Annotated in this window: 25 protein-coding genes and 1 pseudogene; 8 read left to right on the forward strand and 18 right to left on the reverse strand. The window is 33.7% G+C overall.

The window, feature by feature from the left end; genetic code table 11:
• Positions 1-161: 161 nt before the first annotated feature.
• Positions 162-317, reverse strand: a complete 156-nt coding sequence (locus tag ACH6CY_RS13905; RefSeq protein ID WP_374067933.1) for a hypothetical protein — start codon at positions 315-317, stop codon at positions 162-164.
• Positions 318-450: 133 nt separating this feature from the next.
• Between ACH6CY_RS13905 and ACH6CY_RS13910 the strand changes: the two genes are divergently transcribed.
• The 3 genes from ACH6CY_RS13910 (at position 451) to ACH6CY_RS13920 (ending at position 3,292) form a co-directional block, all read left to right on the forward strand.
• Positions 451-1,458: a ketoacyl-ACP synthase III gene (locus ACH6CY_RS13910; RefSeq protein WP_374067934.1), complete on the forward strand. Its 1,008-nt coding sequence runs from the start codon at positions 451-453 to the stop codon at positions 1,456-1,458.
• Positions 1,459-2,205: 747 nt separating this feature from the next.
• Positions 2,206-2,505, forward strand: a complete 300-nt coding sequence (locus tag ACH6CY_RS13915) for a PadR family transcriptional regulator (protein ID WP_374067935.1) — start codon at positions 2,206-2,208, stop codon at positions 2,503-2,505.
• A gap of 4 nt (positions 2,506-2,509) precedes the next feature.
• Positions 2,510-3,292, forward strand: coding sequence for a hypothetical protein (locus tag ACH6CY_RS13920; RefSeq protein WP_374067936.1), 783 nt, complete (start codon positions 2,510-2,512; stop codon positions 3,290-3,292).
• 596 nt (positions 3,293-3,888) lie between these two features.
• Here ACH6CY_RS13920 and ACH6CY_RS13925 read toward each other — a convergent pair.
• The 5 genes from ACH6CY_RS13925 to ACH6CY_RS13945 all read right to left on the reverse strand — a co-directional run bounded on the left by ACH6CY_RS13925 (position 3,889) and on the right by ACH6CY_RS13945 (position 8,944).
• Complete coding sequence (locus ACH6CY_RS13925) at positions 3,889-4,587, reverse strand: 4'-phosphopantetheinyl transferase family protein (protein ID WP_374067937.1); 699 nt, start codon at positions 4,585-4,587, stop codon at positions 3,889-3,891.
• A 930-nt stretch (positions 4,588-5,517) separates the two neighbouring features.
• A complete protein-coding gene (locus ACH6CY_RS13930; RefSeq protein WP_374067938.1) occupies positions 5,518-6,213 on the reverse strand; it encodes an ABC transporter permease in 696 nt (231 codons plus the stop codon).
• Positions 6,210-7,127 carry an ABC transporter ATP-binding protein gene (locus ACH6CY_RS13935; protein ID WP_374067939.1) on the reverse strand — a complete coding sequence of 306 codons (918 nt, stop codon included), beginning with the start codon at positions 7,125-7,127 and terminating at the stop codon, positions 6,210-6,212. Before ACH6CY_RS13935 ends, ACH6CY_RS13930 begins: the two co-directional genes overlap by 4 nt.
• 142 nt (positions 7,128-7,269) lie before the next feature.
• Positions 7,270-7,953, reverse strand: a complete 684-nt coding sequence (locus tag ACH6CY_RS13940) for an ABC transporter permease (RefSeq protein ID WP_374067940.1) — start codon at positions 7,951-7,953, stop codon at positions 7,270-7,272.
• A gap of 40 nt (positions 7,954-7,993) precedes the next feature.
• Positions 7,994-8,944 (reverse strand): ABC transporter ATP-binding protein, encoded by a 951-nt coding sequence (locus ACH6CY_RS13945; protein ID WP_374067941.1) that lies wholly within the window; start codon positions 8,942-8,944, stop codon positions 7,994-7,996.
• 256 nt (positions 8,945-9,200) lie between these two features.
• Here ACH6CY_RS13945 and ACH6CY_RS13950 point away from each other — a divergent pair, with 256 nt between their 5' ends.
• Together ACH6CY_RS13950 and ACH6CY_RS13955 are read left to right on the forward strand one after the other, a co-directional pair.
• Entirely contained in the window at positions 9,201-9,308 is a 108-nt protein-coding gene (locus ACH6CY_RS13950; RefSeq protein ID WP_374067942.1) for a helix-turn-helix domain-containing protein, read from the forward strand.
• A gap of 155 nt (positions 9,309-9,463) precedes the next feature.
• Positions 9,464-9,682, forward strand: a complete 219-nt coding sequence (locus ACH6CY_RS13955) for a hypothetical protein (RefSeq protein ID WP_374067943.1) — start codon at positions 9,464-9,466, stop codon at positions 9,680-9,682.
• 643 nt (positions 9,683-10,325) lie between these two features.
• Here ACH6CY_RS13955 and ACH6CY_RS13960 read toward each other — a convergent pair.
• From ACH6CY_RS13960 to ACH6CY_RS14015, 12 genes are all read right to left on the reverse strand, one after another.
• Positions 10,326-12,596 (reverse strand): glycoside hydrolase family 65 protein, encoded by a 2,271-nt coding sequence (locus ACH6CY_RS13960; protein ID WP_374067944.1) that lies wholly within the window; start codon positions 12,594-12,596, stop codon positions 10,326-10,328.
• A 12-nt stretch (positions 12,597-12,608) separates the two neighbouring features.
• Positions 12,609-13,292 (reverse strand): beta-phosphoglucomutase, encoded by a 684-nt coding sequence (gene pgmB, locus ACH6CY_RS13965; RefSeq protein WP_374067945.1) that lies wholly within the window; start codon positions 13,290-13,292, stop codon positions 12,609-12,611.
• Between the two features lie 21 nt (positions 13,293-13,313).
• Entirely contained in the window at positions 13,314-14,354 is a 1,041-nt protein-coding gene (locus ACH6CY_RS13970; protein WP_374067946.1) for a LacI family DNA-binding transcriptional regulator, read from the reverse strand.
• Positions 14,355-14,388: 34 nt separating this feature from the next.
• Positions 14,389-15,087 carry a YesL family protein gene (locus ACH6CY_RS13975; RefSeq protein ID WP_374067947.1) on the reverse strand — a complete coding sequence of 233 codons (699 nt, stop codon included), beginning with the start codon at positions 15,085-15,087 and terminating at the stop codon, positions 14,389-14,391.
• A gap of 44 nt (positions 15,088-15,131) precedes the next feature.
• Complete coding sequence (locus tag ACH6CY_RS13980; protein ID WP_374067948.1) at positions 15,132-15,968, reverse strand: carbohydrate ABC transporter permease; 837 nt, start codon at positions 15,966-15,968, stop codon at positions 15,132-15,134.
• Positions 15,968-16,843: a carbohydrate ABC transporter permease gene (locus ACH6CY_RS13985; protein WP_374067949.1), complete on the reverse strand. Its 876-nt coding sequence runs from the start codon at positions 16,841-16,843 to the stop codon at positions 15,968-15,970. Before ACH6CY_RS13985 ends, ACH6CY_RS13980 begins: the two co-directional genes overlap by 1 nt.
• Positions 16,844-16,970: 127 nt before the next feature.
• On the reverse strand, positions 16,971-18,227 hold the full coding sequence (locus ACH6CY_RS13990) for a sugar ABC transporter substrate-binding protein (RefSeq protein WP_374067950.1): 1,257 nt from the start codon (positions 18,225-18,227) through the stop codon (positions 16,971-16,973).
• Positions 18,228-18,292: 65 nt separating this feature from the next.
• Positions 18,293-20,650, reverse strand: a complete 2,358-nt coding sequence (locus ACH6CY_RS13995) for a glycoside hydrolase family 65 protein (RefSeq protein ID WP_374067951.1) — start codon at positions 20,648-20,650, stop codon at positions 18,293-18,295.
• Positions 20,651-20,907: 257 nt separating this feature from the next.
• Positions 20,908-21,165, reverse strand: coding sequence for a hypothetical protein (locus ACH6CY_RS14000; protein WP_374067952.1), 258 nt, complete (start codon positions 21,163-21,165; stop codon positions 20,908-20,910).
• A 3-nt stretch (positions 21,166-21,168) separates the two neighbouring features.
• On the reverse strand, positions 21,169-21,567 hold the full coding sequence (locus ACH6CY_RS14005; protein WP_374067953.1) for a hypothetical protein: 399 nt from the start codon (positions 21,565-21,567) through the stop codon (positions 21,169-21,171).
• A gap of 170 nt (positions 21,568-21,737) precedes the next feature.
• Positions 21,738-22,244 (reverse strand): hypothetical protein, encoded by a 507-nt coding sequence (locus ACH6CY_RS14010; RefSeq protein WP_374067954.1) that lies wholly within the window; start codon positions 22,242-22,244, stop codon positions 21,738-21,740.
• Positions 22,241-22,579, reverse strand: a complete 339-nt coding sequence (locus tag ACH6CY_RS14015) for a hypothetical protein (protein ID WP_374067955.1) — start codon at positions 22,577-22,579, stop codon at positions 22,241-22,243. Before ACH6CY_RS14015 ends, ACH6CY_RS14010 begins: the two co-directional genes overlap by 4 nt.
• Positions 22,580-23,127: 548 nt before the next feature.
• Here ACH6CY_RS14015 and ACH6CY_RS14020 point away from each other — a divergent pair.
• From ACH6CY_RS14020 to ACH6CY_RS14030, 3 genes and pseudogenes are all read left to right on the forward strand, one after another.
• Positions 23,128-24,462, forward strand: a pseudogene (locus ACH6CY_RS14020) (transposase).
• 784 nt (positions 24,463-25,246) lie between these two features.
• The gene (locus ACH6CY_RS14025) at positions 25,247-25,981 is read left to right on the forward strand and encodes an ATP-binding cassette domain-containing protein (protein WP_374067956.1); all 735 of its coding nucleotides are present in this window, start codon (positions 25,247-25,249) and stop codon (positions 25,979-25,981) included.
• The gene (locus tag ACH6CY_RS14030) at positions 25,959-26,888 is read left to right on the forward strand and encodes a hypothetical protein (protein ID WP_374067957.1); all 930 of its coding nucleotides are present in this window, start codon (positions 25,959-25,961) and stop codon (positions 26,886-26,888) included. Before ACH6CY_RS14025 ends, ACH6CY_RS14030 begins: the two co-directional genes overlap by 23 nt.
• Positions 26,889-26,960: the final 72 nt, after the last annotated feature.

Here is a 26,960-nt window from a genome sequence, read left to right on the forward strand (position 1 = left end):
GACTTTTTCAATGGAACAAGAAAATATTTGATTTTGATTTCAAACATGACTTAATTAGGAAGTATGAATAATTCAGGCTAATATATATATTTCTATAGAATCTCTTGAAAATTACAGTAACAATTTTCCCACCCATCTGAAAAGTTATGTTACGCACATGTTTATACACCACTCTCCTTGTCACACTTTTTTATGAAACTGTGTATCGAATGCTTTTTACCATACTTTTCAATAGCATCAATTTCTACACACACTTCTATTTTTCCTGCAACACGCTCCTTTTCAACTACAACTACATCCCCTGCCGGTTCTATCATTTCTCACTGTAACTCATTTCCCGATCCTTAGTATCTAATGTATTTACACAAAGATCGGTTGATTTATCGTAAAAAATCATTATAATTAGCACCAGGTAATAATACTAACTAATAATAATGTGAGGTGGATAAAATGTTACATGCAAGAATGACTGCTATCGGGACTTATGTACCCAAGCAGAAGTTAAGTAACTTTGACCTTGAGCAGATGGTTGATACAAGCAATGAATGGATTATCAAGCGAACTGGCATAAAGGAGCGTCGAATCGCTCGGTCTGACGAATACACCAGTGATTTATGTTTTGCAGCAGTAAAGGACTTGATGCATCGGTACGATAAAAAAGTAGATGATGTTGATATGATCATTGTAGCCACAAGCACACCAGATTTTCCATTTCCATCTGTTGCAAGTATTATACAAAACAAATTAGGAATAGCTAATGCAGGTGCTATAGATTTAAGCGCAGCTTGTGCAGGGTTTGTTTACGCATTACACACTGCGCAGGCCTATGTTGCTTCTGGACTTCACCAAAAGGTACTGGTTATAGGTGCCGACACCATTTCAAAAATTACAGATTACACGGATAGAAGCACATGTGTTTTATTCGGAGATGGCGCAGGTGCAGTATTGGTTGAAGCCGACGGAAAATCAAATAGTTTCATCGGATCTCACCTTGGTAGTGACGGAAGCGCAGCACAACATGTATATCGTCTCGGATTATCTGGAAAGGTAAATGACACTAATTTATTAGATACTCCTTATCTTGTTCAAAATGGTAGGGAAGTATTTCGCTGGGTTGTTAGAAATATCCCTGACAACATAAAGGTGCTCTTAGATAAAACACAGCTTACTATAGATCAAGTGGATTGGTTCATTCCTCACAGCGCTAACTTACGGTTAATTGAACCTATCTGCGAAAAATTAGATTATCCTATAGAAAAAACACTTTATAGTCTAGTGAACTTTGGAAACACTTCCGCAGCTACTATTCCTTTAGCACTTGATCTTGGTATTAGAGAAAACAAAGTTAAAAACGGAGACAAAGTGCTTTTATACGGTTTTGGTTCAGGGTTGGTTCACGCTGGACAATTGCTAGAATTAAATTTAGATGAGCAGAGCAATACACCAAAACTATTGTAAATAATTCACTTTCAAAAACGACGAAGTATATTCAAAAAAAAGCTTAATTGCAACGTTATCTAGCACTAAACATGCTAAGCATTATAATCATGAAAGAGCCTACTAGATTCACAAAAATAGAAATTTAAGAGGAGTAAACTTATCTACAAGTATGCTTTTAAATAAAAGGAAAATTAATTCAGTTAAAGGTAATAAAAACGAAATATTATCCGCTCATTGCATTCACTAATATTGAAAGAAGGCAGCCTAAAAAGAGGCTGCCTTTTCTATAGTATCTAAATTATATTGTAATATTCATTCCCAACAGTCTTTATTTTTTATAATAAATTGTTAACCTTATAGAGATTTAATTGGAGAGAATGAGATGATAGGTTATCAAATTAAAAACTTTTAGAATTTCTCACCAAAGGTTGGAGAACTTACATCAATGTTAGAACATACAAGAGAAGAGACGAAGTATAATGTACATCTCCTGTTTTGATGAAAACCATATAACAGAATGAACACAGTCAAAAAACACTTTTAACAAAGAAAAAGCACCTAATCCAAAATGGGAAAATGCTTAAAAATAGATATATATTAACGTTTTGACAAATATACACTTATGCATCGGTGCTCAACCCTTCTCAATCCTGCCACATCAACATTCCAAGTTTAACAAAAATATATCCATTTCGGATATATCCACTTGATGTATATCCGAAATGGATATATAATTAATATAAATAAAGTTAAAGGAGGTATAAAATGAATGCGATACCGTTAAGTTATGCTAATTTTTTAATTTTATGGGTTTTACAAACTCCCTCTCACGGCTATGAGATTATGAAAAACATAGCAAATAAAACGAATAATATCGTCACTATTGGACCGGCAACAATGTACAGGAGTTTATCTTATTATCTAAAAAATGGCTATATAGAATTGATCTCAGAAATCGATAATAAAAAAAAGTATCAGTTAACTTCCAGCGGGAAAGAGCTTCTCAATGAACAGATTGATTTTTTAGCTTTACTTTATGATATGACAAATCAAGGAAGGGTGTAATTTCATGAAAAGATTAAAATTTTCTTTTAAAGGAAATCTATCAGAAAAAGATTTTTTAATAAAGCAGAAAGATAAGGGATTCATCTTAGATAGTGTTGATCGTGGGGTATATTACTTTAGCAAAAATGATCAATTAAAAAATTCTTCCTTACAGATCGAGTTTTTTCAAGCGGATATGGAGACAAAAGATTTAGCGAATAATAATCTAATTAAAAAAGTAGTTGAGAAGGATCTGTTATTTTCCAACTATAAAATAATATATAGTTATATCAATGAGAATAACGATAGTCATTTAAATATTTTGAATGACACGAATGATATTGAAGCTAACTATTTAAAAAAAATCAGAAAAAAAATGATTGCGTTTTATCAAATTTCTACCGTCTTATTCGTTTTGTTGTCGGTCCTTTTAGGTCTCAATGAGCGTACATTTATTTTCTTTGTTATTCCAATTTTATTTATGGCTTTAACATGGATAATCCTTGCTATTGGCATATCAAAATTCACAAAGAGAATTAACTTACTTACAAACAACGAGAAGTCTTTTTCACCTGAAAGAACAGTAATTATAACATATGAAAAAGATAAGCCTGAAGTTGAATCTGTTTTAAGTTACTTAGGTTCATGGCGATATGTATCCAGCAACAAAAATTCCCACTATTATCGTTTATCTTCTAAATTTTCAGAAACTCAGTTAAAAAATGATATTTCAAGCTATCTAGACATTAAAGAAGATGATGTCCAAATTATTTCAATTTTCGGTTTAGCCCCTATTGGATATTTTTAAATCATTAAAACGAACAGTCTATCCCTCATAAAATAAGCTATCCTTAGTGGTGCTTAATTAGCAAAAAATAATTTCAAAACATTAAAAAAGCACCTAATCTAAAATGGAAAAGGTGCTTTAAATATTGGTTTATTAACGTTTTAATGACTAAGGAACTCTATGCTCGTCTTTAAGATCCGGGAAAATACTTCCCTCATTTTTATTTGTTTCCTCAATCATGACTTGACTTAAGTGTGACAGTCCCATGAACAAGACTTAAAATAGAGCGACCAACGTGAATCATTCCTCTGCCCGAAAATTCCAGAGGCGTTAATTGTTTATTGAATTTTTAAAAAACAACATCTAGAAACTTATTATTAAAAAATTCAACCAACTTCCTCTCAAATTTTTTGATTGTATTTCTTGAATATTTTTGTATCCTATTATCTTGAGCATCGTAAGTAAATTTTTCTTTTTAACTATTGGTCGAATGAAGTATAACCAATTCAGGAGGGGGAAATCAGAGAATAAGGTTGGTAGAACATGCACGCGAGATAATCTTAATATAGCTCCGATTGTATTTCCCAAGTCAAAGGTGGCTCTTACGCACTTTTAAGTTACCATATACTATTAATAAATTTGTCTACCTCAATTTTCTCTATAAAGATCTCTTGACCATAGTTCCTTGACATACAAACTGCAGCATAGTGTCTAGAATCTAGATCAATCGTTTTAAAAAAACATGTATCACCATGGTTATTACTAAATACCAAATCCTTCTGCTGATTATATAAAAAACGAAAGGAGTTCAACGGCGTACTCAAGCCAGTACCTTTCCACTTTATATAGCTTTCCTTCAAAGTCCACACTGTAAAAAAACGTCTATTTTGTTCCAAAGTATTAATCCCTTCAAGCTGGGCAACCTCCTGAGGATCAAAAAAATCTCTAGCAACATCCATTACCTCCATAGAACGAACAGTCTCTACATCAATTCCTACTTGTTCCGAATCCACGGCAAATAAAATCCAATCACCCGAATGAGACCAGTTAAACGATAGTGGTTTCTCTAAGTTAACATATGGTTTACCATAAGTATCTGTATGGAATTCAATCGATTTTAATGGAAGTCCTATAACTTCAGAAATGCACTTTCTTGCTATTATTTCACCTAGCATGGAGCGAATCCGGTCTACATCATACCTCAGACGAAATATTCTTTCTTGTCTTTCCTTTGAAACCATGGAAACTAAATGCTCATAGTTATCCCATCTAATCTCAGCATGAATTCGAACAGCTGTTATTGATAACGCACTCAAAGCATTTCAACCTTCTTTCAATACTAGTTTACTAATTCAAATGAACTTATTTTATATTTGAACGAAATTTAAAGCCAAAGAAAGCTACCTGCTTTAAATTGCTCTACTAAACTCTGTCTTATCCAACATGAACATAACATGTCATTTAGGGACATTTTCAAAATGATATAACATATTGAACCCTCAATTTAAGTCCTGTTCAATCTTTTCACTTACTTTTCAAAAAACAATAAATTTATATGTTACCGAGACCTGCTTTTCAAGTTGCTTATTCCCAAAAACTAAACAATATTTTAATGGATGCCAGTAAATAAACACAATAACTAGCAATAGGATTCCAAAAGTAATACCAAATGTGAAGTTTTTGTCCCTAAAATAGATAAATGAACTAGTAAAGGTATAGTACAACCCACAACTTATTAAACCTAGCTTAAGTAATGTGTTTCACAATTTTTAGAAGGTTAGTTTTATAAAGTTCGGTCAGTTCAATCCATTAAATATAATGTGGTGGATATTAATCGATAAATAATGCTGGTTGTTCCCCAATATAAATTAATGTAACTCGAATTAAATATCCTTTAGTTAGATTAAAAGGTATAGATTGATCTTCCCTAATTCTTCTTTTCATTTCATCAAAACTTTTTTTCTATAAATTAATTTTGCTATTACTATTTTGAGAATGAAAGTAAAGTATTAAGAGGTGATCATAAATTTATGATGATGAACCGCTGAGATGAGTTAAAAAGTAAAATTCTTTTAGTATGTACCTACCTAATAGTATATTGCATTTAAAATTTTGTCAATATTACTAATAAATTCCACACAAAACTACATTTATCGACAAAATTAAAAACATGTAATTAAAACAACCATTCATGTCATTTTAGCTACATGTTTCATACTTTCTTACAAACTTTATTTTATTGTAAATTAAGTTAAATCCTCCGTCTCTACCTTCCGTATGGCCATATAGGCTATCATTATACCGATAATAGCTAAAATAACCGGGACAATGATAATCGATGCCAATGAAAAGCTTTCTGTGTTGAATCCCAAAAATGCAACGATCAATATAGAAGATAGAATAGTAGCGGGTACAGATTTTTTTAACATACCGAAATACAAGGGAATTAAGCTTATTCCAGATATCGCTAAAGAATTCGTGATCATCTTAACAACTTGTTGAATGATATTCGACATGCTTAATTGCTCGGGTACAAACTTCAAAAAACTGTCCATTATAAGAAAAGCAAACGATACAAACAAACTTGAGATAATCAACGTAATAAATGTCCAGCTAATCACGACTATTATTTTGGCTGTAAGTATTTTCTTTCTTTTAATCGGATATGAGAATAAAATTAAGATTGTTTTATTTTTATATTCCTCAATGATAAGCTTGGATATTAATACTGAGGCAAAGATAGTAAAAGCTGCGCCCACTAAAATATTCACTGTATTAAACGCTTCAAGGTATGTGGAAAATGCTACTACGCCATTGTCACTTCTCTCAACAAATGGAATTAGAAATACAAAGAAAGTTAGAATAACATTTACAATTATGATCCATTTATAATATACATTGAAATCAAACTTACTCTGCTCCAACTTTATTAAATTAATCACCTTATTTCCTCCCTACTTGTTGTAGTTAAAAAATGATTTTCTAAAGAATTATGTCTTTTATTTATCGCTTCAATCTCTAGATGATGAGAAATAAGTTTTGCTACGATTTCTTTCTGGTGCGAATGAGAATTATAGATTAAAACAGTGAATTGGTCCATTTGTTTTACATTGGAAAGCTGTAGCTCATTCTCTAGTATGTAGGCTGCTTTTTTGGCATCATTCGTAACTAACTCTATATATTCAACGTTTTTATTATGAATAGTATCCATTCCAACCTCTTCTATTAGTATTCCATCTTTTAAAATACCAATGGTATCAGCAATATTTTCAATTTCATTTAATATATGGCTAGAAATCAAAATAGTACATTTATATTCCTTAGTCATTCTTTTTAAAAGGCTTCTCATTTCTTTTATCCCTGACGGATCCAGACCATTAATTGGCTCATCTAAAATAAGAAGCTCTGGCTTCGTAATGATAGCTCGTGCAATTCCAAGGCGTTGTTTCATTCCCATGGAAAAATGCTTCACTGCTTTATCTCCTGTTTTTAGACTAACAAGCTCTAGTGCCTCATCAACTGCATGATTATCTTGTATATCCATATACTTACAATGAAGTTCTAAATTTTCTATTGACGTAAGATCTTCATATAAAATTGGATATTCAATCATGCTACCAATTTTCTTTAAATAAGTATGAGAGGAGCTTGTTATTTTTTCTCCTAAAACTTCAATTTCTCCTCCGGTTGGCTTTAGTAAGTTCATAATCATTTTCATAATTGTTGTTTTCCCAGAACCATTAGGGCCTATCATGCCATATATTTCCTCGCGTTTCACCTTCATGTTTACATTTGAAACAACCTCTATCCCGTTATAGGATTTAGACAAATTACTTATTTGTAACGCATAATCCATATTAATCACCTAATTCTTAGTTTTTTGAAAATTTAGCACTTACCAAGCTTCTAGGTTGAATATCATAGTTGGACTTAGGTAGTAAGGAAAGTTTATATTTTTTGATTTATCTGTTAAAACAAAACCTTTCTAACACATCTATTTATTTTCTACGAGAAATGGACAAGTAACTACATAAAAAACCAACAAGACACCAAGCGGTCAAAACCATCCATGTCCCATCGTTTTTTACAAAGGTTTCCGGTGAAAGTGCGCCCCTTACTGCATTTGCCATATATTCTATTGGAAGAAATGAATGCAACGTTTCTAGCCACTGCGGCAAACGTTCAACCGGAAAATTAATTGGTGAAAATAGCAAAATACCAATGATTAATACTTGTGATAACAACTGAGAAATAGCTGGTGGCAATAATACAGACAGCGCATAACCAATTCCTATCGCAGTCAATCCAACAAACAATAGAATAGTAATAGATAGCCAACTTAATGAAATGGAGAGATCAAAACGAAAAGAAGCAATGAATAAAGCTAACATAATACCAGGAATCGTAATAAGCAACCAAACTATAGCATCCACAAAAAGATACGCTAAACGTGGGAGCGGCCAAGTAAGCATGTACTCAAATGTCCCCTTCGTTTTCAATTCAGCCACACCTTGTGGTAATACTACTAATCCAATAGAAAGAAGAATGACAGTAGGTGCTCCAGTAGTCAAATAAATAGATGTATTCTTATCTAGTTCTGGCATTAAAAACGAAAAGCCGAACACAATACCAATAGATAACAAAGACTGAACGATGACGAATAAAGGGATAAGTAATCTCATACTTAAAAGCTTCCACCGTAACAGCAGAAAAAAGGAATTGCTAAACAGCGTCATGTTTTAATTCCTCCTTTTTCTCTATTACTTGAGGACTTATCCATTTGAAGTAGGCATCTTCAAGCGTCATCGGGCTTAATGTATATTCTTCAATCATTTCTGAATGACGCAGGTATTCTGCCCATTGCACTGCATCTGAAACAAATCTCTCTGGAACAGAAGTAAGTAGTCTAGACCCTCTGCGAGTTGTAACAGTAATATAATCTGGGAAGTCAGGGAGAGGATCAGTAGGTTGTATAACCAACTGTAATCGAAAGTTCCCTGCCAAATCTTTTTTTAATTCTGAACTTTTACCTGATACAACTACCTTACCCTCATGAATAATAGCTAAGCGATCCAAAGATTGTTCGGCTTCTAATACATTATGGGTAACAATAAGGAGAGCAGCACCCTCCTCTGCAAGCTTACGAATTTGATTCCACAATAAACGACGTCGAACAGGATCTACATCATTCGTTGGTTCATCAAAAATAACCAGGCGCCCTGGAACCACAGCAGTCATACAAAAAATAACCAATCGTTTGATTCCTCCCGACAAATCCTTTGCCATCTTATCCGCCCATTTTTCCAAATTTAATTCTCTTAGTAAGTTATTTGTACGTAAGGCAACTTTTTTTCGGTCTCCTTTTCGTATTCTTCCTGCCAACTCAATTGCCTGTCTAGGTGTTAAGCCCTCAATAGATACTTGCGATTGTGGTTGCAAAGAACACAACTCACGAGCCTTTTTAGGCTTATCTATGACATCCACATCTCCAATCGTGATTGTTCCCGAAGTCGGCTTAACAGAACCGATAATTTGGGAAACTAGGGTAGTTTTTCCTGCCCCATTTGGTCCTAATAAACCAACTATCTCACCTGGATTGACTGTTAAATTAACATTATCATTAGCCCTAACACCATTACTAAACTCTTTGATTATATTTTTAACTAATAACACAAAGTCTTCCTCCTTTATTAAGTACTCACTTTAAGATATTAAACCGACATTGGATACCAATTAGAATTTATATGACTTGTTGGTATTTACATTCTATAAGGTATGTTAGTGTAATATGTTAGAATTGTCAAGAGAAGGAAAGAAAAAAATGATAAGAAAACGTTTAACTAATGAGGAACGAAAGCAAGAAACGTGAAAAATTCTTTTAGATTCATCTGTCCAAACTTTTGCCAAGCTAGGCTTTCATGGTACTTCTTTGGACAAAATTGCCGAGTTTTCCGGATTTACTAAGGGAGCTGTCTATAGACATTTTAGATCAAAAGAAGAGTTATTCTTGGCTTTATTGAAACAACAGATCCATTGACACTTCAATACTATTCAGCAAATAATTAATGAAGAGAAGTCAATTGACCATTTTATCAAAAAAATGGGGCATTATTTTGATTAGACAAACAAAATAATTAAGTTTGGAGTATACTAAACATGGAGTTTCTCTTGTACACACTGAGAAATGAATCTGTGAGGAAAAAGTGGGCAGCTATGACCCTAGAATCTGTAGAACATATATCAACAGTAATTGACAATATGAGTGTAGAGGATAGACCACACTCATATTTATCAGCTGAGGAATTAGCTTGGACGATTTTATCATTAGAAAATGGTGTCGCTTTATTCTACTTTATTGCCAAAGTCAATGTTCCGATCAACCTATATGGAAAACATTATAAAACATCATGAAACCAGAAAATGACAAGAACACTTAATATAATAAATATAAAGAAAAAAAGCTATGTCTTAATATAATTGGACAGTTACCCCGTCTGAACAGAAAATTATATCTTAAAATCATTTAAACTGCTAAACTCAAGCTGAGCATAGAGAGATGACAGGTTCGTTTAATTATTTAGTTATTCGATCATAATTGTACAACCAGAATAAAAACAAAATTGACTGGAATGAGTCCTGTGAAATACAGGAAACAAACCAGCCAATTAGCTGCTTAAAACTTAGTCTAACTTTAAGGGTTCAGTACATCCCATACGTTATACTTTAAATTTGCACTACTCTCCTAACCCTACTAGTTTCTTTACAAGTTGTCCGTGATACTCCAGAGTAAGCCAACTATCTCTACTCTTTTAAATGACTAATTCACTCCATAAAGTTAAGCACACCTTTTGGATTTTAGAATTGTTTTGGGAACCTTATCCACCTATAAAGCATTGGTCTCAGATTTCTGTTCGTCGAGCCAAGGTCTTGATACATGCTTCCTTCATTCTCTACCTCACGATAACTACCTTGCTCCTCCTCTAGTGGTTAGTTGATGTATACTCCCCACAGTGGGCTTTTCACCACCGAGATAGTAGCATCCTTCTCTATTCCATTATTTCTCAAACGTAACTTCTACTTCACTCTCCAACCAAACGCTTTCACCAAAATGGCTAATCTCTACTCCATCACCTTCAACTACCAAATAACGCACTGTATTCTTTTCCATATGCACTTGTATTAATCTTCCTTGGAATTGGATCGTAAACTCTAGTGCATTCCATTGTTCAGGCAATGATGGCGCTAATGATAAGCCGCTTTCTTTCACACGTACTCCCGCAAATCCATATACAATTGCAAGCCATGTACCACCCATGTTTGCCATATGAAGTCCATCTTTCGTATTTCCATGTGTGTTATCTAAATCAAGACGTGCAGTTTCAATAAAATAATCATAAGCTTTATCTTTATAGCCAAGCTTAGAAGCCATGATACTATACCCACAGTGAGAAAGTGACGAATCATGTGTTGTGATTTCTTCATAATAATCATAGGAATTTTTCATTGTTGCAACATCCTGTTCATCCTCTAAAAGGAAATGAGCTAGGACTGTGTCTGCCTGTTTCAATACTTGGTAACGATACAAAGTTAATGGATGATAGTTTAATAATAGCGGGAATTTATCTTCCGGCGTATTTTCTAAATCCCAACGTTGTTTGTTCAGGAATGTATCATCTTGAGCGTTTATTTTTAAGTTCTCGTCGTATGGAAGATACATTTTTTCCCCAGCTAGCTGCCACTCAACTACTTCTTCTTCAGTTACATTCAGACGGTTAACTAACTCATTTAAAGCTCCTGCATTCTTTTCTTTCAAGAATTCATACACTTTTACAGCCCAAAGTAAATTATGCTTCGCCATCACATTTGTATAGTAATTATTATTAACAACACAAGTATACTCGTCAGGACCGGTTACATCATCAATGCGGAAACTATCATTCAGCATGTGGCCTGTATCTGCCCAAAGTCTTGCTGTTTCGAATAAAACCTCTGCCATATAATCTTTTAAAAATGCTTCATCCTTCGTTACTAAATAATATTGGATGTAGCTATATGCAATATCTGCACTAATATGATATTGCGCTGTTCCTGCAGGGAAAAATGCTGAACTTTCAGGTCCTGTGATTGTGCGCCATGGGTATAGTGCTCCTTTTTTATGTCCCATCTCACTTGCTCTTTCGCGGGCACTATCTAAAAGTGAATAACGATGTAACAAAAGGTTTTTTGCAATTTCTGGATTTGTCATTAGAAATACGGGAAAAATATAAATTTCCGTGTCCCAAAAATAATGACCTTCATAGCCTTCGCCCGAGAGTCCTTTAGCAGAAATATTACTATGTGGATCTTTACCAACAGATTGCAGCAGCTGATACGTATTAAAACGAAGACCTTTTTGCAAAGCTCTATCACCATTTATTTTTACATCTGATTTTTTCCAGAAGTTTTCCAAATAGATTTCCTGTGATTGTAAAAGATCTAAAAATCTCTTACCTTCAAGCTCCTTCTGAATAGCAATTGCTTCTTCAATTATTGCATTACCATGGCGAAATGTATCAGTGTATACATTAAATTTCGTGAAATGAACAGCACCATTCACACTATACGTTTCTTCAATACAGCTGTCAGATTGGTTCCTTTCATATGAATATGCCGCGGCTTCTATAGTTGAAGTTGAAACACATGCAACCTCAAGCTTTGTATTCATTGTTTTATTTTTAATAATGCTTAAATGATCCTTACACTGAACATCCATTACTTCCAGCCGTTTCGCATGTCCTGAAGCAACACGTGGATCATTCGGATCAACGAAGTTTTCCACATCACCATTGATAATTGAAATTATTTTAATTTCATCAATCGGACTAATTGGCTCTACTTTCAAATCAACCACAAATAATTCCCTTGTAACAAAAGACACCATTCGCTTAAAATGAAGCTTCACTTCTTTACCTTTTGGTGACTTCCAGTGGATGATACGTTCAGCAAAGCCTTTATCAAGATGCAAATTTCGTTCAAAAGCAAGCACTTCACCAGAAAATAAGCTGAATACTTCTTCGTCAATATATATTTTAATTGTTTGTCCATCAATAATATTCACTATCTTCTGCTGCTTCTCAGGAAATGCATATAATTTTTCTCCATAGGTGATCTCAGTTTCATCATGAAAAGCATTAATATATGTACCACGAATTGATTTGAATTCATCGTTATAGCCTTCTTCAAAGTTCCCTCTAACTCCGAGATAACCATTCCCCAAAGAAAAAAGACTTTCATTAACTAGTAAATTTTCATTATCAAGCTCTGATTTCGTTAATTTCCACGACATAGTATAGCCTCCTTATTCCACTTTCCACTGCTTATACCGCTTCACAATTTCTGTAAAATCAAGGTGAGAGGTATTACTTACAATGTAATCTGCTTTCGCTAAGTATGTCTTATCGCCTATGCCAACTGAAAACATGTTAGCCTTATTCAGCGCATCGACACCTGATGTAGCATCTTCAATCCCAACACAGGCTTCGTAAGGTAATTTAAAATAATCAGCTGCCGTTGTAAATGTTTCAGGATCTGGTTTCCCTTTCGACACTTTCGATGCATTCACAATATAATCAAAATACTGTATCAGTCCGAGTTGCTCAAGTACAAAGGTGGCATTTCTGCTAGCAGAACCCAACGCTATTTTTATGTTATTTTCTCTGACTTTTATTAATAAATCTTCAATCCCAGGAAGAATATTAGATCCATTAATTGATTGGATCAATTCCTGATAGTGCGTATTCTTTCTCGTGGCTAATTCTTCGATTTCTTCCGTTGTTCGCTGCTCCTTTGATATATCAAGTGCGAGAATTCGTTTTAATGATTCCATTCTGCCAATACCTTTTAGCTGTTCATTAAAATCACGATCAATTTGAATTCCAATTTCCGCTGCTAGTTTTTTCCATGCTAAATAATGGTATTCAGAAGTATCTGTAATTACACCATCTAAATCAAATATAAATGCTTTTGGATAACTTTCCATCATTGCAACCCATCCTCTAATTCTTTATTTCATGCCTTTTTCTGAAGCAGGATTAAGTTCCCTCACACTATCCCGTTCTATTAGTTTATGTTCTACAAATACATGTCTGTTCTCTACCTTGTTTTCCATTAATTTTTGCAATAAAATTGCAGATTCTCTGCCGATTTCTTCAAAATCCTGATATACAGTTGTGAGCTTCGGAGACGAATAATTACTAAATACTAAATCATCAAAACCTGTAATTGAGATATCACCTGGAATAGTTAAACCGGCTTCGTTTACTGCTTGTATCACACCGAAGGCCATTAAATCACTAAAGCATAAAAAGGCGGTTGGTCGCTTTTGCTGTAATACTTTCTTAGCTTGTTCATATGCTTTCTCTTCAGAGAAATCTGCGTAATGTACTGCTTCATCCTCTAGCTCTAATCCATAGGTAGCGTAAGCCTTCTCTACCCCTTTCATTCTCTCTTCATTAACATAGGTTTCCTTTGTGCCAGCCATCACTACAATGTCACGATGATTTTTCTTTAATAAATAATGAGCTATGCCATTACTCGCTTTCTCATTATCTATTGAAACACTTCCGATAAACTGATTTTCTTTATCAGGTACAATATCAACGTAAACAACCGGAATATTTGTATCCATTAATTCCTTGAAATATGGATCATCTATACGAATCCCCTGTAAAATCGCACCACCAATATTTCTTTCTCGACAAAACTGTGCATAGCTTTTCTGTTTTTGTTTCTGTGAATCAATTAAAAAAATCGATAATTCATATTGATTCTCTTCGGATGCAGTATACACACCCTTGAAAACATCTAAGGAATTCGTATCTTTTTCATTATTATTAAGAACACAGGACGATATTAATCCCATCGTTCGCTGTTTTTTTGAAGATAAGCTTTTTGCTACAATATTCGGCGAATAATTTAATTCCTTAGCAATATCAAATATTCGTAAACGTGTTTTTTCATTTACATCTGTATAATTATTAAATGCCTTTGAAACAACGCTAACCGATACTCCTGCTTTTTTTGCAACATCTTTAATTGTAGCCAATGTCTCTCCTCCTCCCTGAAATCAATTATTCTATTTAACTTTTGTTCTCTGTAGTTTTCCTTTGCACCTTTAACGCAAAACAGTAAAACACATAAAATGATAGAAATGCACTTATAGTTCCAAAGAAGAAAGGAAACAGGAACCAGATTTCTTGTGTAGTCATAATCAACAGAAAATGAATGACTATTATGGAAAAGCTTAAAATTGGACTGCCGATTGTCACAAAGAAGGCATTTTTAAGATACCCCGATAATTTCATATGATAGTGGGTAAATACAGAAAAAAATACTATATTTATCACAAATAACGAGACTCCCACAATTGTGAAAAGCATCATTAGCAATTCGCTCTGTTCATAGAAATACAAAATATTAAACAACCAAATGAACCAAATGATCGCCCAAACGATACCTGATAATAAGCTTAGCTTATAATTATTTTTGAAATAAGTAAAATACGCTTTGATAATAGATGACTGTTCTCTATGCATAATCCAATCACGTACAGTTGCATACATCGCGATTGTACTTGGAAATAATAGTAGTGGGAAAAATAAGAGTGTTGGTAATGAATAAAGGACACTTCCAATAAATCGTTCATGCTGTAATGCACTCATTACAATAATGACGATCGGCAAATTAATCATAAACCACAGTATATTAATTACAGTGATGCGCATAAACCAATTCGCTAATTTGTGTAAACCTTCCATAAAACCAGATGGTAATCCCACTTTTTATCCCCCCACATGCTAATTCCTAATACAAGATAATAATACTATTTTACTGCACCTTCTCCAATTCCTTCAATGATATGTCTCTGGGCTGATGCATAAAAAATTACGATTGGAATAATCGTCAGCATCAAACCAGCCATTGCTAAGTTCCATTGGATTGTAAATTCTCCAAAGAAATAGAATGTTGATAATGGAATCGTTCTGAGTGCCGTGTCTCTTAAGACTAAAGAAGGTAAGAGATAGTCGTTCCAAATGCCAATCACATTAATAATTAATACCGTAACGGTAATTGGCTTTAATATAGGGAAAATAACTCTCCAAAAGATTCCAAACTTTGATGCACCATCAATTGTGGCAGCTTCCTCCAGTGAAATTGGAATAGATTTAACAAAACCATGATATAGAAATACTGAAATTGCTGAGTTAAATCCTACGTGCATAAAGATTAATCCTTCATGACTGTTCAACATTGGGAGTCCGGTTGTACTCATAATATTATTCATTAGTTGAATTAAAGGCATCATAATAGTTTGAAACGGAATAAGCATCGTTGCAATAAATGCCATAAATATAATACGGCTCAATGCATGATCATTTCTGGCCAGCATCCATGCTGTCATCGATGATAAGATTACGATAATGATCGCTGAAATAACTGTAACGTAAAACGAATTGCCAAGTGCGCTCATAAAATTCATTTTTTCCATTGCTTCAGCATAATACGCTATGCTAAATGATTCAGGAAATGAAAGCACATTTTCATACAGACTTTGTCGATCCTTAAATGAATTGACAATAATAATATAAATAGGAGATAAGAAAAGGAGCGCAACGGCGAAGAGTAATACTTCTTGTATAATTTTACCTACTCTTTTCATTACATTTCTACCTCCCGTTTCTTCGTGATGTACACCTGTGTCAACGCAATAACCGCAATAATTAAGAAGAAGATAACTGCTTTTGCCTGACCATATCCATAGTTAGCATAACCAAAGATTTCATTATAAATATTCATCGCAAACAATTCTGTAGCATTTGCTGGCCCACCACCAGTTAAGGATAAGTTTGTGTCATAAATCTTAAATGCCAAGGATAATGTAAGAAATAAGCTTATCGTAAACGATGGCATTAATAATGGAAAAACAATTTTCCGATTACGCTGCCATAAACTTGCTCCATCAATTTTTGAAGCTTCAATTACTTCACCAGGAATACTTTGAATCCCAGCGATATAAATAATCATAATATACCCTGCCATCTGCCACGTGAATACAAAAACAAGTGCGTATAAAGCGTAGTCCGGGTGCATCAGCCAGTTGAAAAAGATTGTATCTAACCCAGTCCACTCACCAATTAATACAAAAACATCAGAGAAGACAAATTTCCATATATAACCTAATAGTAAGCCGCCAATTAAGTATGGCATGAATACAAAAGTACGAGCGATGTTAGCAGTTCGCAATTTTGAAGTTACCAGTAATGCAAATGTAAGTCCAACAACATTTACAGCAATTACTGCTAAGAAAGTAAACTTAATCGTTATCCATGCTGAATCAATAAACCTAGAGTCACTAAATAATTGAGCATAATTCTCCAATCCAACAAACTCCATTGGATTTGCTCTGATTCCATCCCATTCAAAGAAGGAATAAAAAACACCAATGATAAACGGGATTATTACAACGGTAACAAAGATTAGTAGAAGAGGCGCTACAAATAATGCATACCAACCCCAATTCTTTCTTTTAGCCACGTTAAACCCTTCTTTCTGGTAGAGGCTATTCAACAATCCTCTTTATTATATACCTACTGGTAGTTAAAACTGTGAATAATGGACGCGCCACCAGTTATTGATGACGTGTCCATATAAATAAAACGCACTATTTTACTGCATTTTGCCAAGCTTCATCTAGACTTTCAATAAATTCTTGTCCTGTCGCTTCTTCATTTAAGAAAAACTCTTGTGCAGCAGGTGTCATATCATTTGGTATAACGTTTGCTGGGTAGTAGTTTTGTGCCCACGGGATTGTTTCCCCACTGTTTGAAGCTTCAAAAACTACTTCTGATAATGGATCTAAATTATTTGCTTCGATATTTGTCATTGCTGGTACAAAACCAAATTCTTCGACAATATAGCGCTGTCCTACTTCACTTGAGACTAACCAATTAATGAAATCACTTGCTGCTTGGATTTCTGCTTCATCTTTTGTTCCATTAATTGCCCAGTTGTTACCAACACCAACTGCCAATTTATCATTTCCTTTTACCGGTAATGGGAGCATACCTACTTCGAAGTCTAAATCATACTCTGAAAGCATGCCATACGCCCAGTTACCTTGGTGGATCATAGCTGTTTTACCAGTTGCAAAGTCACCGATTTCTTCATCATATGTTACATCTAAAGGATTCGTTGAATTTGCTTTAATTGCATCAAAGAACTTGCCAAACTCTTGGAATTCTGGAGTTTCAGCCAGCGTTACCTCCCCAGCTGATAATTGATCAATAAATGCATAATGATCTTCTAAGACAGCGAATGGGTAGTTACTGATGTGACCAATTAAGAAATATGCATCTTGCGCAAGTCCGAATCCATTAATTCCTTCATCATTAAGCTTCTCTAACGTGCTAACAAATGAATCTAAATCTGCTACATCTTCTGGACTTACTAAATCTTTGTTGTAAACCATGCCAAAACCTTCTACTCCATATGGCACACCAACAACTTTATCATCATGTTTCAATTCCATATTTGGTGCAATGTTTTTAACATATGCTTCATTACTCATATCATAAAGGTAAGATTTTAATTTTTCTGCTTCTTTTACATGTTGAACACTGAATATTGATGGACCTTGATCTGTATTTAATTGAATTTGTAATTGTTGGAAGTAATCATCGCCCGTTGTTCCTACAACTTCGACTTCAACACCTGTTTCTTCCGTGTACTTTTTTGCCAGATCTGTCAGTTGATCAGAAATTTCTACTTTACTTTGGAAAATAGTAATTTTATCTGCTGTTCCTTCTTCTCCAGAACTTTCTGTTTTTCCTTTGTCACTATCGCCTCCACCACACGCAGCTAATATGAGTAACAATCCAATCACGAGAAAACCTGTTAGCATTTTTTTGCTTGTTTTCATTTTAATACCTCCAATTTTTATTTTATAGTAAATAAAATGTATAACCATTTTATAACTATCGAAAGTTAAGATAGTGCTATCTTAAGCGAATCTACACATTGATAGGTTTTACCATACACTTCAAATTCTATTTTCCTGTTATAGTCTGGTGTTACGGTTAGCAAGTTTTTCGTAATCAACAATGTTACAGGCTGGTCTTGCCAATAAATAGTGAATCTCATAGAATCCCAGTGTTTTGGAATACGCGGGTTAATCCGTAACTTACCATTGACAAGACGAACTCCTGCGAACCCAAAAATCGCCGCTTGCCACACACCGCCAATTGCTGCAGCATGGATGCCATCATTCGATGAGTTCATATCTGGTCCAAGATCAATTTCTGCTGCTTTCACAAATAATGAATAGGCTAAGTCTTTATCTCCAAGATCATTTGCTAATACCGCATGTGTTGCTAGACTTAAACTAGAATCATGCAATGTTCTTGGTTCATAGTAATTAAAATTTGCCTGCATGACTTCTTTATTAAATCGTGAATCATTTTGTAAGAATGTCTGTTCAAACAAATAGAACAATATTAAGGTATCCGCTTGTTTTGTCACTTGAATCGCATTAATTTGTTCTGGATTATAATCCCGGTAAATGCTTCGAACCATTTCCTGCTCTTTATATTTCGTTAAATCAATTTCCTTAAGATCTAAATACGTATCATCTTGTGGGATTACAAGATCCTCTTCGCGTGGCTGTGGCAAATAGATTTTTTCTACCCTTTCCTTTATTGTCCCAATGGCTATATCAAGCTTTTCTTCTAGTTTGTCTAGTAATTTCTGATTCTCCTTAGCTAGCTTATCGTAACAGCGTAAAGCCAATTGCATATTAAAATATGCCATATAATTTGTAAAAGCATTATTATTTACATGCTCTTTATATTCATCAGGACCAATAACATCATTAATATGATAGGCTTGTTCGTTATCGCTCCATTCAAGGCGACTGGCCCAAAACATTGCTGTATCAAAAATCATTTCATAACCGCATTCGTCCATAAATGCTTGATCACCTGTGATTTTGAAATATTGATAAACAGCAAAAGCAATATCTGCGGTAATATGTTGCTCAATAAAACCTGACCAAATTTTTGTCTGCTCTCCAGTTACAACATCTACATCTCCATAGAGCGGTGTCACTTCACCATCTGTAGGCCAAGCAACCTCCCAAGGATACATCGCTCCTTTAAATCCGTTGTCTATCGCTTTTTTTCTAGCTCCAGCTAAACCGTGGTAACGGTAAGTTAATAATGATCTAGCAACATTTGGGTTTGAATAAGTGAAAAATGGGAGAATAAATAACTCTGTATCCCAGAATGAATGCCCTTTATAACCTTCTCCACTCAATGCTTTCGCAGCAATCCCCATTCGATCATCATGTGCTGGTGTCATTACTGTTAAGTGGTAAAGTGAGAATTTCAAAGCTAATTCGTCGAATATGTTTTCACTTTTGATGTCTATATTATACTTGCTCCAAACTTGTTGTTGCCATGCGTCCTGATGAAATTGAAACAAAACATCATAGCCTTGCATTGCATTTGCTTTTAAATCCTGTAAGGAATGCTCACGTAACTCTTGTAAGTGATAGTTCGGCTGATCAAAGGCTTTATCTCTGCTTGTATAAACCGTTGAGAGCTTTTCCATCTTAAAGTTTTCCTTTGGCTTCAATGCGAAGTCATAGGTCAGCCAAACTTTGCGGCGTTCCATATTCATAATCGGATCTATATTGGCTTCAACACCATTGATTGTCATTTTATGTGTCGTGTTAATGACCGCATCGATTGATGATTCATTTGTTGTTTGTACAAGCTGAATATATTTTTTATCAAAAATACGTCGTTCACCTTCAAGAAAATGCTGTGAACCTGAATTACTCATTTGTGCATTTATTCCAGAGTCAATTGAGATTTCAACTGGGTGTGTCAAACTTTCAATATCCAGCCTCATACCGATTAAATGTAAATTATCTAATGAAACAAAACGCCTGAATTGAAATCTCAACTCTTTACCTTGTGGAGAAATCCAGTAAATCGTTCGAATAAGCTCTGCAGTTTTCAAATTCAATTGGCGTATGTATTGTTTTGTTTCCCCTAATTCCAAACTGAACCTTTCACCATCGACAAGAATATCTATTCTTGTTACATCAGCTAAATTCGGTAATTCTGTTACTTCATTTTTTTCCGCTTTATTAAAAGTTCCGCTGACAAACAGATTCCTAGTTTCATTTATATACGGCTCTTCCGTAGCGGACCTGAGTCCCAAATATCCATTACCGAGATACATAATCGCTTCACTTTTCCCAAGCTTATTTGATGAGAATTCAGTTTCAGAAATAATCCAGTTCTCAAACTCTCCAGACCCCGTTGAATAGTTTATCATTGAGTGTCGCCTCCTTCCTTATTTCAAAATCTCCTCAAAAAATACGTTTCGAAAACGTTTTAGAAAACAGTCAAAAATATAAACGTTCACTATATAAACGCTTACAAAAAAAGATATACACCTTCTTAATAACAATGTAAATATTAACATTTACGAAAACGTTTTAGAAACCGTTAAAAATATAAAACGCTTACTATATATAAACGCTTACAATTTGTATTATATAGCTCGATTTTATGAATGTCAAGCGACTAAATCTATCCAATTTTTCTCAACATATTTGTGCCTGCGTATGCAATGACAATTTCAGATTTGTCAACTCTATCGTTTTTCACTGGTGCAACTGCCATCGCTTGCATACCGTTATCGGTGTTGTCTTCAGTTTTGAGAATTATAAATTTATTTTCATTTATTGGTCTAATTGCACCTTGTTTTAAATCCGGATCATAATTATCATGTCCAGTATCCAACAAGTAAGCAGTATAACTTAGCTCCTTAAATATTCGGTCATCCATTTTTTAATACACCTCCTTCTCACCATTGGAATATTTAATTTCTACTTCATTGTTAGTAATACCTTTCGATTGAATTTGTTCGTCCTTTAAAGTATAGCTGCCAATTTCTACGCGTTCCCTCCAAAAACTGTATGAAAAGCTAACAGATTTATCTTTTTTATTAGTTAATTCTACAAACATTGTGTGTGCACCTGTCATAACATCATATCCACTTTTTTTAATTTTCACAGTCTTTATGTCCTCAAAGGTATTTTTTAACGCTTCCACAGACATCCTCTCTACTTCAATCTTTTCTGCTTCCTTTTTCTCTTCTACTTTATCCATATACACCTTCCCTCCCACTCCAATTATTGCAGCTATTACTAAAAAACCAATTATGACATACACCCATTTCTTCTTCATGTCACTAATCCTTTCTCTTTTTTCTTGTGGGATAAGCCGCGTTCAATTTTCTGTTGCTTCCCTATTCTTTTATGTACTAGATATTGATAAAGTTACTACACTTGTATAAATAAGACAATAACACTTCCTTGCAAAATTGTTATACCTCTCGCTTCACATACCTTGTCGAATTAACTCTCTGGTTCTATATGCTGACCGCTCAACACCTTATAACTATATTTCGTTACCCAGATAACATGGTACTTAATATCATAGGCTGCGTGACCATTCTTCTTATATCCGCCCTTTGCAAACTTCTCCGCAGTAGTAATCTGACTCTCAACAGGCACAGTAACAAACGGCGTAGTAAACCCAATTCGCTCTCTTTCAAATAAAAAGTCTTTATTCCCTGAAACAACCGTTTGTATATCTGTCTTTATATCGTCAAAGTCTTTTGGATTTATGCCAGCGTATGCAGTGACAATTTCAGATTTGTCAACTCTATCGTTTTTTACTGGTGCAACTGCCATCGCTTGCATACCGTTATCAGTGTTGTCCTCTACCTTCAGAACCTTATATGCATGTAAAAATCTTCTGTTTTCTAAGATGTCGTCTTTCATCCAAGGTTGTCCAGCTTTTTTAACGTCTACATGATAGGCTTCACCCGCCAATATTTTAAAATCTATTGTCGATATCATTCCACATCCTCCAAATAAATTATTTGCACATCATCTAGATTTTTAGATGGATCTTTATCTTTATCTTTTTTCTTTAAATGAAAGGTTTTAGGGTTATGTCTAATAGTTGCATCCTTTACACTGGATAAATCACTTAATGAAAAACTAATAATGTTATTCACGTTTACCTCTGCAGAAACATTCCAAGAAGTATATCCAACTCCTTTTACTTCATTAAATTTATAAAACTCAATTTTTTTAACATCTTTATAGTTTTGAACTATATACAATGCTATATCCTTTTGGACCGTCCATATTTTTATATTTTCCTCACTTTTCTTTTCATTATGATCCATATACACCTTCCCTCCCACTCCAATTATTGCAGCTATTACTAAAAAACCAATTATGACATACACCCATTTCTTCTTCATGTCACTAATCCTTTCTCTTTTTTCTTGTGGGATAAGTCGCGTTCAATTTTCTGTTGCTTCCCTATTCTTTTATGTACTAGATATTTATGAAATTACTACAATTGTATGAAAACGACTATAACATTTCCAAATATAACTTTCTTTTTAGGACGCTTAAACGACCGTCTGCTAAAGTAGGTGGATTTGGACATGATTGTCAACGACTAAAGTCGTTCTTCAGGCTGAAGTCCTGCTTAAAGCTCTTATGTTTAAGTACACTCTAAATTTGACTGAACTCAACCCTGAATATGTCTTTTTGTCTTCACTAAATTGATTTTCGATATAATTTCTAATCAGTCCTTTGAATGAATTTCATAATTCTCAGCCTTTGTCCTACAACGAGTTCAAGAGACTAAAAAAGAAGTACCTCCCCAAATCTTGTATAATGGTAATAACCATAAAACCATAAAAAGATTGGAAGAGTACTTCTTATGACTATTATACGACAACCAAGCCTATTTGGCATCCAAGAATTATATGACATGGAACCTATCCAGAAATACGAAGCGATTATATCCACAATAAATTTGGATTCTATCTATCATAAAGTAACAAAAAAGTCGCGTCTTGGTGCACCCGAAGAACTAAATTATGCAGCCATGATTATCTCCTTTGTGGTGAGATACGTGGAGAAAATTCCAACGATTAAACAGCTGATTAAACGACTCAAGGATGATATTGCTTTTAAATTAAATTGTGGGTTTCTCGTGTCAGACGCTGTTCCTTCCGAGGCATCATATTCTCGCCTCGCGCCCAAATTAATGGCATGTGATGGATTAGAGAAAATGTTGTGCTTCACGCTGCCTTAGAAGGCTTTATAACAGATGATACAGTTGCCACCGATGCCACCCATTTTGAAGCGCGTGATCAAGCACCACCAAAAGTAGAGAACCCGAAACCCGAGTCTCAAAAACGTGGGCGTAAACCAAAAGAAGAACGTGAACAATGGCTAAAAGAAGAAGCTGAAAAGAACGCTAACTTTCCTTTATATGAAAAGAAAATAGAAGCACAATTAGATGTCCCCTTAGCTGAGTTACGTTCCGAAGTCCCTATTGACCCTAAATGGGGCGTGAAAAAGAATTCGTAAGGGAAAAATGTCTATTGGTTTGGTTATAAGGCGCATTTAATCGTTGGCACATCGAGTCAATACATTTTGGGGTCTCTTTTTTCTTCAGGTAATCTAAATGATGGGAAGGCTGCCATCCCATTACTGAAAACTGTACAAGAACGCTTAGGCTTCTTATCCTTGCGTTATCATACGATGGACGCTGGCTATGATTACGAACCCATTTATGAACAAGTACACCGAATGGGGCACCAATCCGTCATTGGATACAACAAGCGAAATGAAGGAGAACTTCTTGGATATGACAAACACTTTGCGCCAACTTGTTTTCGTGAACATTCGTATCGTTATGACAGCTTCGACCCGAAATATGAAACATTGAAATATACAAGCCCTAAAGAATGTAGTGACTGTCCTTTGGCGAACGAAGGTATTTGTCAAAAGGTTTATAAAGTGAAAATAACGCAAGACCTAAGGAAATATACTGCACCAGTTCGCGGCTCACAAGCATGGAAAAACATTTTCAAACGTCGAACAGCGGTAGAGCGTGTCAACGCCTATCTCAAAGAGTTTTTTCATTCGATATCGCACTGGAAAGCGTGCTAAAATCCATTTTGACATGGTTACACTTCTATATAATGCTTCAAAACTAGCTACAGATCGTATAAACGCACAATTAAATCAGCGACAAGTCGCATAATTTCTGTTTTTTAAAAATCCAATTTTAAAATTCTGTATCTCTCTGGGTTTTTAAAAAGAGCAATTATGAAATTGACTCAGATAATTAAGATTTAAAAAATAGATTTAGATTCTTTGTTTTACTTTTTCTACGGTAACTAATTCTACGAGAATATAATATTTCAGTCATAAATTTATTGAAATACCAGCCGGATACTTGGAAAGAAATTGCGAATAATATAATAGCTAAATAAATATCTGTTGATTGGAGAAAAGCTGTAAAATAAGCTATAGAACCCGTTAGTAAAAAATAAATCAATAAATGACTGGACAATTTACTACTTTGTGTGTATATCATATAAGTAAAGATGGAAATAACCGTTGAAAAGATACTGTGAATATTGCGGAAAACCGCAATTATATACTGAAAATGTTTAGGGATTTTTTAGGGGAAACACTTATCAGAATAATGTTATAATTTCACCAAGGTAATTGCTAGATATTTTCCCATGCTATTTTACTAAAGTCCATGTAAAAAGGAAGGCAAAACTACAAAAAGTACTTGGGAGGAAAAATAAATGAGTAGATTTGTTTAAAGCGATAACTTTAACCCATTTATTTCTTATATGGCTTTGATGATGATTTTATCAACATTATCACCTAGCTGGAATTGCACTGGCAAGTAGTGAATCTTATACAGATGAAGAACTTGATTAAATTCAAAAACAAAAAGCTAGTCAATATGGACTTTATCAGAATCTATTCGTACAAATTACTATTGCTAATTAATCTTATAGGAGGAGTATATGCTTAATATTCAGAATATACTTTATTGTTATAACGAAAAAAATACGGTTCTTAACAACGTAAGTTTTAATTTAAATAAAGGAGAACTATTAACAATTGCTGGTCCTAATGGAAGTGGAAAAACAACGCTTATAAAGTTAATAGTAGATTTACTTAAAATTCAAGAAGGGTCTATTTCCATTAACAAAACTCCCCATAATAATCCATCAGTTAAAAAAGAAATTATATATTTATCTAGTGAGGATTTTTTACCAGATTTTTTAACAGGTAAAGAATATATAGAAATGATATGTGATTTTTATGATACACCATTGGATAAAGAAAAGTTATCTCGCTTAGCAGAGTATTATTCTTTAGATTCTAAATTAAATCAATTGATAGAAAGTTACTCTCATGGAATGAGGAAAAAGATTCAATTAGTTAGTGCATTTATGATTAACAATAAATTTATTATTATAGATGAAACATTGAATGGTATAGATGTGGAAGCAAAAGAAGCAACCAAACTATTATTTGAACAATACAAACGACGTGGTGGTTCTATAATAATATGTACCCATGATTTAGAATTAGTTGAAGAGATAGGCTATAGAGTGTTACTCATAAATAATGGTGTAGTATATATAGATGATCTTATTGATAACATTCTCAAGACAGGTTCTAATTTAACAAATCTTTTTAAAGAGCTTATAGATTATGAGGGCATGAAAAATGAAATTGAAAAATATTTTTAATTTGCAGAAGCTATATTTCTTATTTATTTTAAGAAGAATTCTAAGTGTGGGTATATTAAAAGAGAAAATATTTAAAGTTTTCATCTTTATTGCTATAGTAGTAACTATTACGACAACCACAGTTTTTCTATATAAATTTTTCGATGACACCGATGTTTTCGAACAAATTAATTTTATATATTTTGTTATTAAAATGCAAGGTGTTAATATTATCGTTTGGACGGCGATTATATTCGTTTTTACTAGAATTATTTTCTCGAAAAAAGGGGATTTTTTAAAAATAACAAATCAGTTGCCAGTTACACATAACGAAAGAAATGGTTCATTTATTATTTTTGAATTACTTATGTCTTTAATTATTATTTTTCTTATTAGCATTGCCGTTTTTATTGCAGTAGTATTACGCACTAACTTTCATTATATTCCTTTACTAATTTGCACTGTTTTTTTTACGAGTTTAACAGTGTATTTATTATTACAACTGATTAATTCCATAATCATATATCTATTAAATTTAATTAAATTAGAAAAAGTAAGTGCACTTGTTTCAATTCTAAGTTTTATTGTTATTTTGGCAATATTATATCTAGATATTGTGCAATCTATAAATAATATAAATTATAAAACTGGTAAATTTAATCACTGGTCCCTATTTTACATAGAATTGTACAGTAATTATGGTTTTATTGTTACATCCTTAATTCTTGCAATAATCATTTTTTTACTATTAATTATCATTCTTTATATTCCCAATAATTTTCGATCAGAAGATAATCATTATTTAAAAATTAAAAAGCCTATTAAACTTAGACTAACTATGTTTAATTTGTATATTTTACAAATATCGAGAAGAGTGGAAAACATAACAACTCTTATAATTGCATATTTTTTATCAATTTCTTTGTAAGCGTCAAATAGCCCACACCTATCATTCAGGTCTGGGCTCATGCTATGATTGGGTTACTTCTTACTTGGTACG

It is taken from the genome of Paraliobacillus sp. JSM ZJ581 (genome assembly GCF_044383835.1).
Lineage (GTDB): Bacteria > Bacillota > Bacilli > Bacillales > Amphibacillaceae > Paraliobacillus.

What these genes read in the sequence shown, in the direction of transcription:
- ACH6CY_RS13980 (WP_374067948.1), bottom strand. Translation starts at nt 15,968, where the DNA reads ATGAAAAGAGTAGGTAAAATTATACAAGAAGTATTACTCTTCGCCGTT.
- ACH6CY_RS13940 (WP_374067940.1), bottom strand. Translation starts at nt 7,953, where the DNA reads ATGAGATTACTTATCCCTTTATTCGTCATCGTTCAGTCTTTGTTATCT.
- ACH6CY_RS13990 (WP_374067950.1), bottom strand. Translation starts at nt 18,227, where the DNA reads ATGAAAACAAGCAAAAAAATGCTAACAGGTTTTCTCGTGATTGGATTG.
- ACH6CY_RS13910 (WP_374067934.1), top strand. Translation starts at nt 451, where the DNA reads ATGTTACATGCAAGAATGACTGCTATCGGGACTTATGTACCCAAGCAG.
- pgmB (WP_374067945.1), bottom strand. Translation starts at nt 13,292, where the DNA reads ATGATGGAAAGTTATCCAAAAGCATTTATATTTGATTTAGATGGTGTA.
- ACH6CY_RS13915 (WP_374067935.1), top strand. Translation starts at nt 2,206, where the DNA reads ATGAATGCGATACCGTTAAGTTATGCTAATTTTTTAATTTTATGGGTT.
- ACH6CY_RS13960 (WP_374067944.1), bottom strand. Translation starts at nt 12,596, where the DNA reads ATGTCGTGGAAATTAACGAAATCAGAGCTTGATAATGAAAATTTACTA.
- ACH6CY_RS13905 (WP_374067933.1), bottom strand. Translation starts at nt 317, where the DNA reads ATGATAGAACCGGCAGGGGATGTAGTTGTAGTTGAAAAGGAGCGTGTT.
- ACH6CY_RS14005 (WP_374067953.1), bottom strand. Translation starts at nt 21,567, where the DNA reads ATGAAGAAGAAATGGGTGTATGTCATAATTGGTTTTTTAGTAATAGCT.
- ACH6CY_RS13995 (WP_374067951.1), bottom strand. Translation starts at nt 20,650, where the DNA reads ATGATAAACTATTCAACGGGGTCTGGAGAGTTTGAGAACTGGATTATT.
- ACH6CY_RS14000 (WP_374067952.1), bottom strand. Translation starts at nt 21,165, where the DNA reads ATGGATGACCGAATATTTAAGGAGCTAAGTTATACTGCTTACTTGTTG.
- ACH6CY_RS14030 (WP_374067957.1), top strand. Translation starts at nt 25,959, where the DNA reads ATGAAATTGAAAAATATTTTTAATTTGCAGAAGCTATATTTCTTATTT.
- ACH6CY_RS13920 (WP_374067936.1), top strand. Translation starts at nt 2,510, where the DNA reads ATGAAAAGATTAAAATTTTCTTTTAAAGGAAATCTATCAGAAAAAGAT.
- ACH6CY_RS13935 (WP_374067939.1), bottom strand. Translation starts at nt 7,127, where the DNA reads ATGGATTATGCGTTACAAATAAGTAATTTGTCTAAATCCTATAACGGG.
- ACH6CY_RS14015 (WP_374067955.1), bottom strand. Translation starts at nt 22,579, where the DNA reads ATGGATCATAATGAAAAGAAAAGTGAGGAAAATATAAAAATATGGACG.
- ACH6CY_RS14010 (WP_374067954.1), bottom strand. Translation starts at nt 22,244, where the DNA reads ATGATATCGACAATAGATTTTAAAATATTGGCGGGTGAAGCCTATCAT.
- ACH6CY_RS14025 (WP_374067956.1), top strand. Translation starts at nt 25,247, where the DNA reads ATGCTTAATATTCAGAATATACTTTATTGTTATAACGAAAAAAATACG.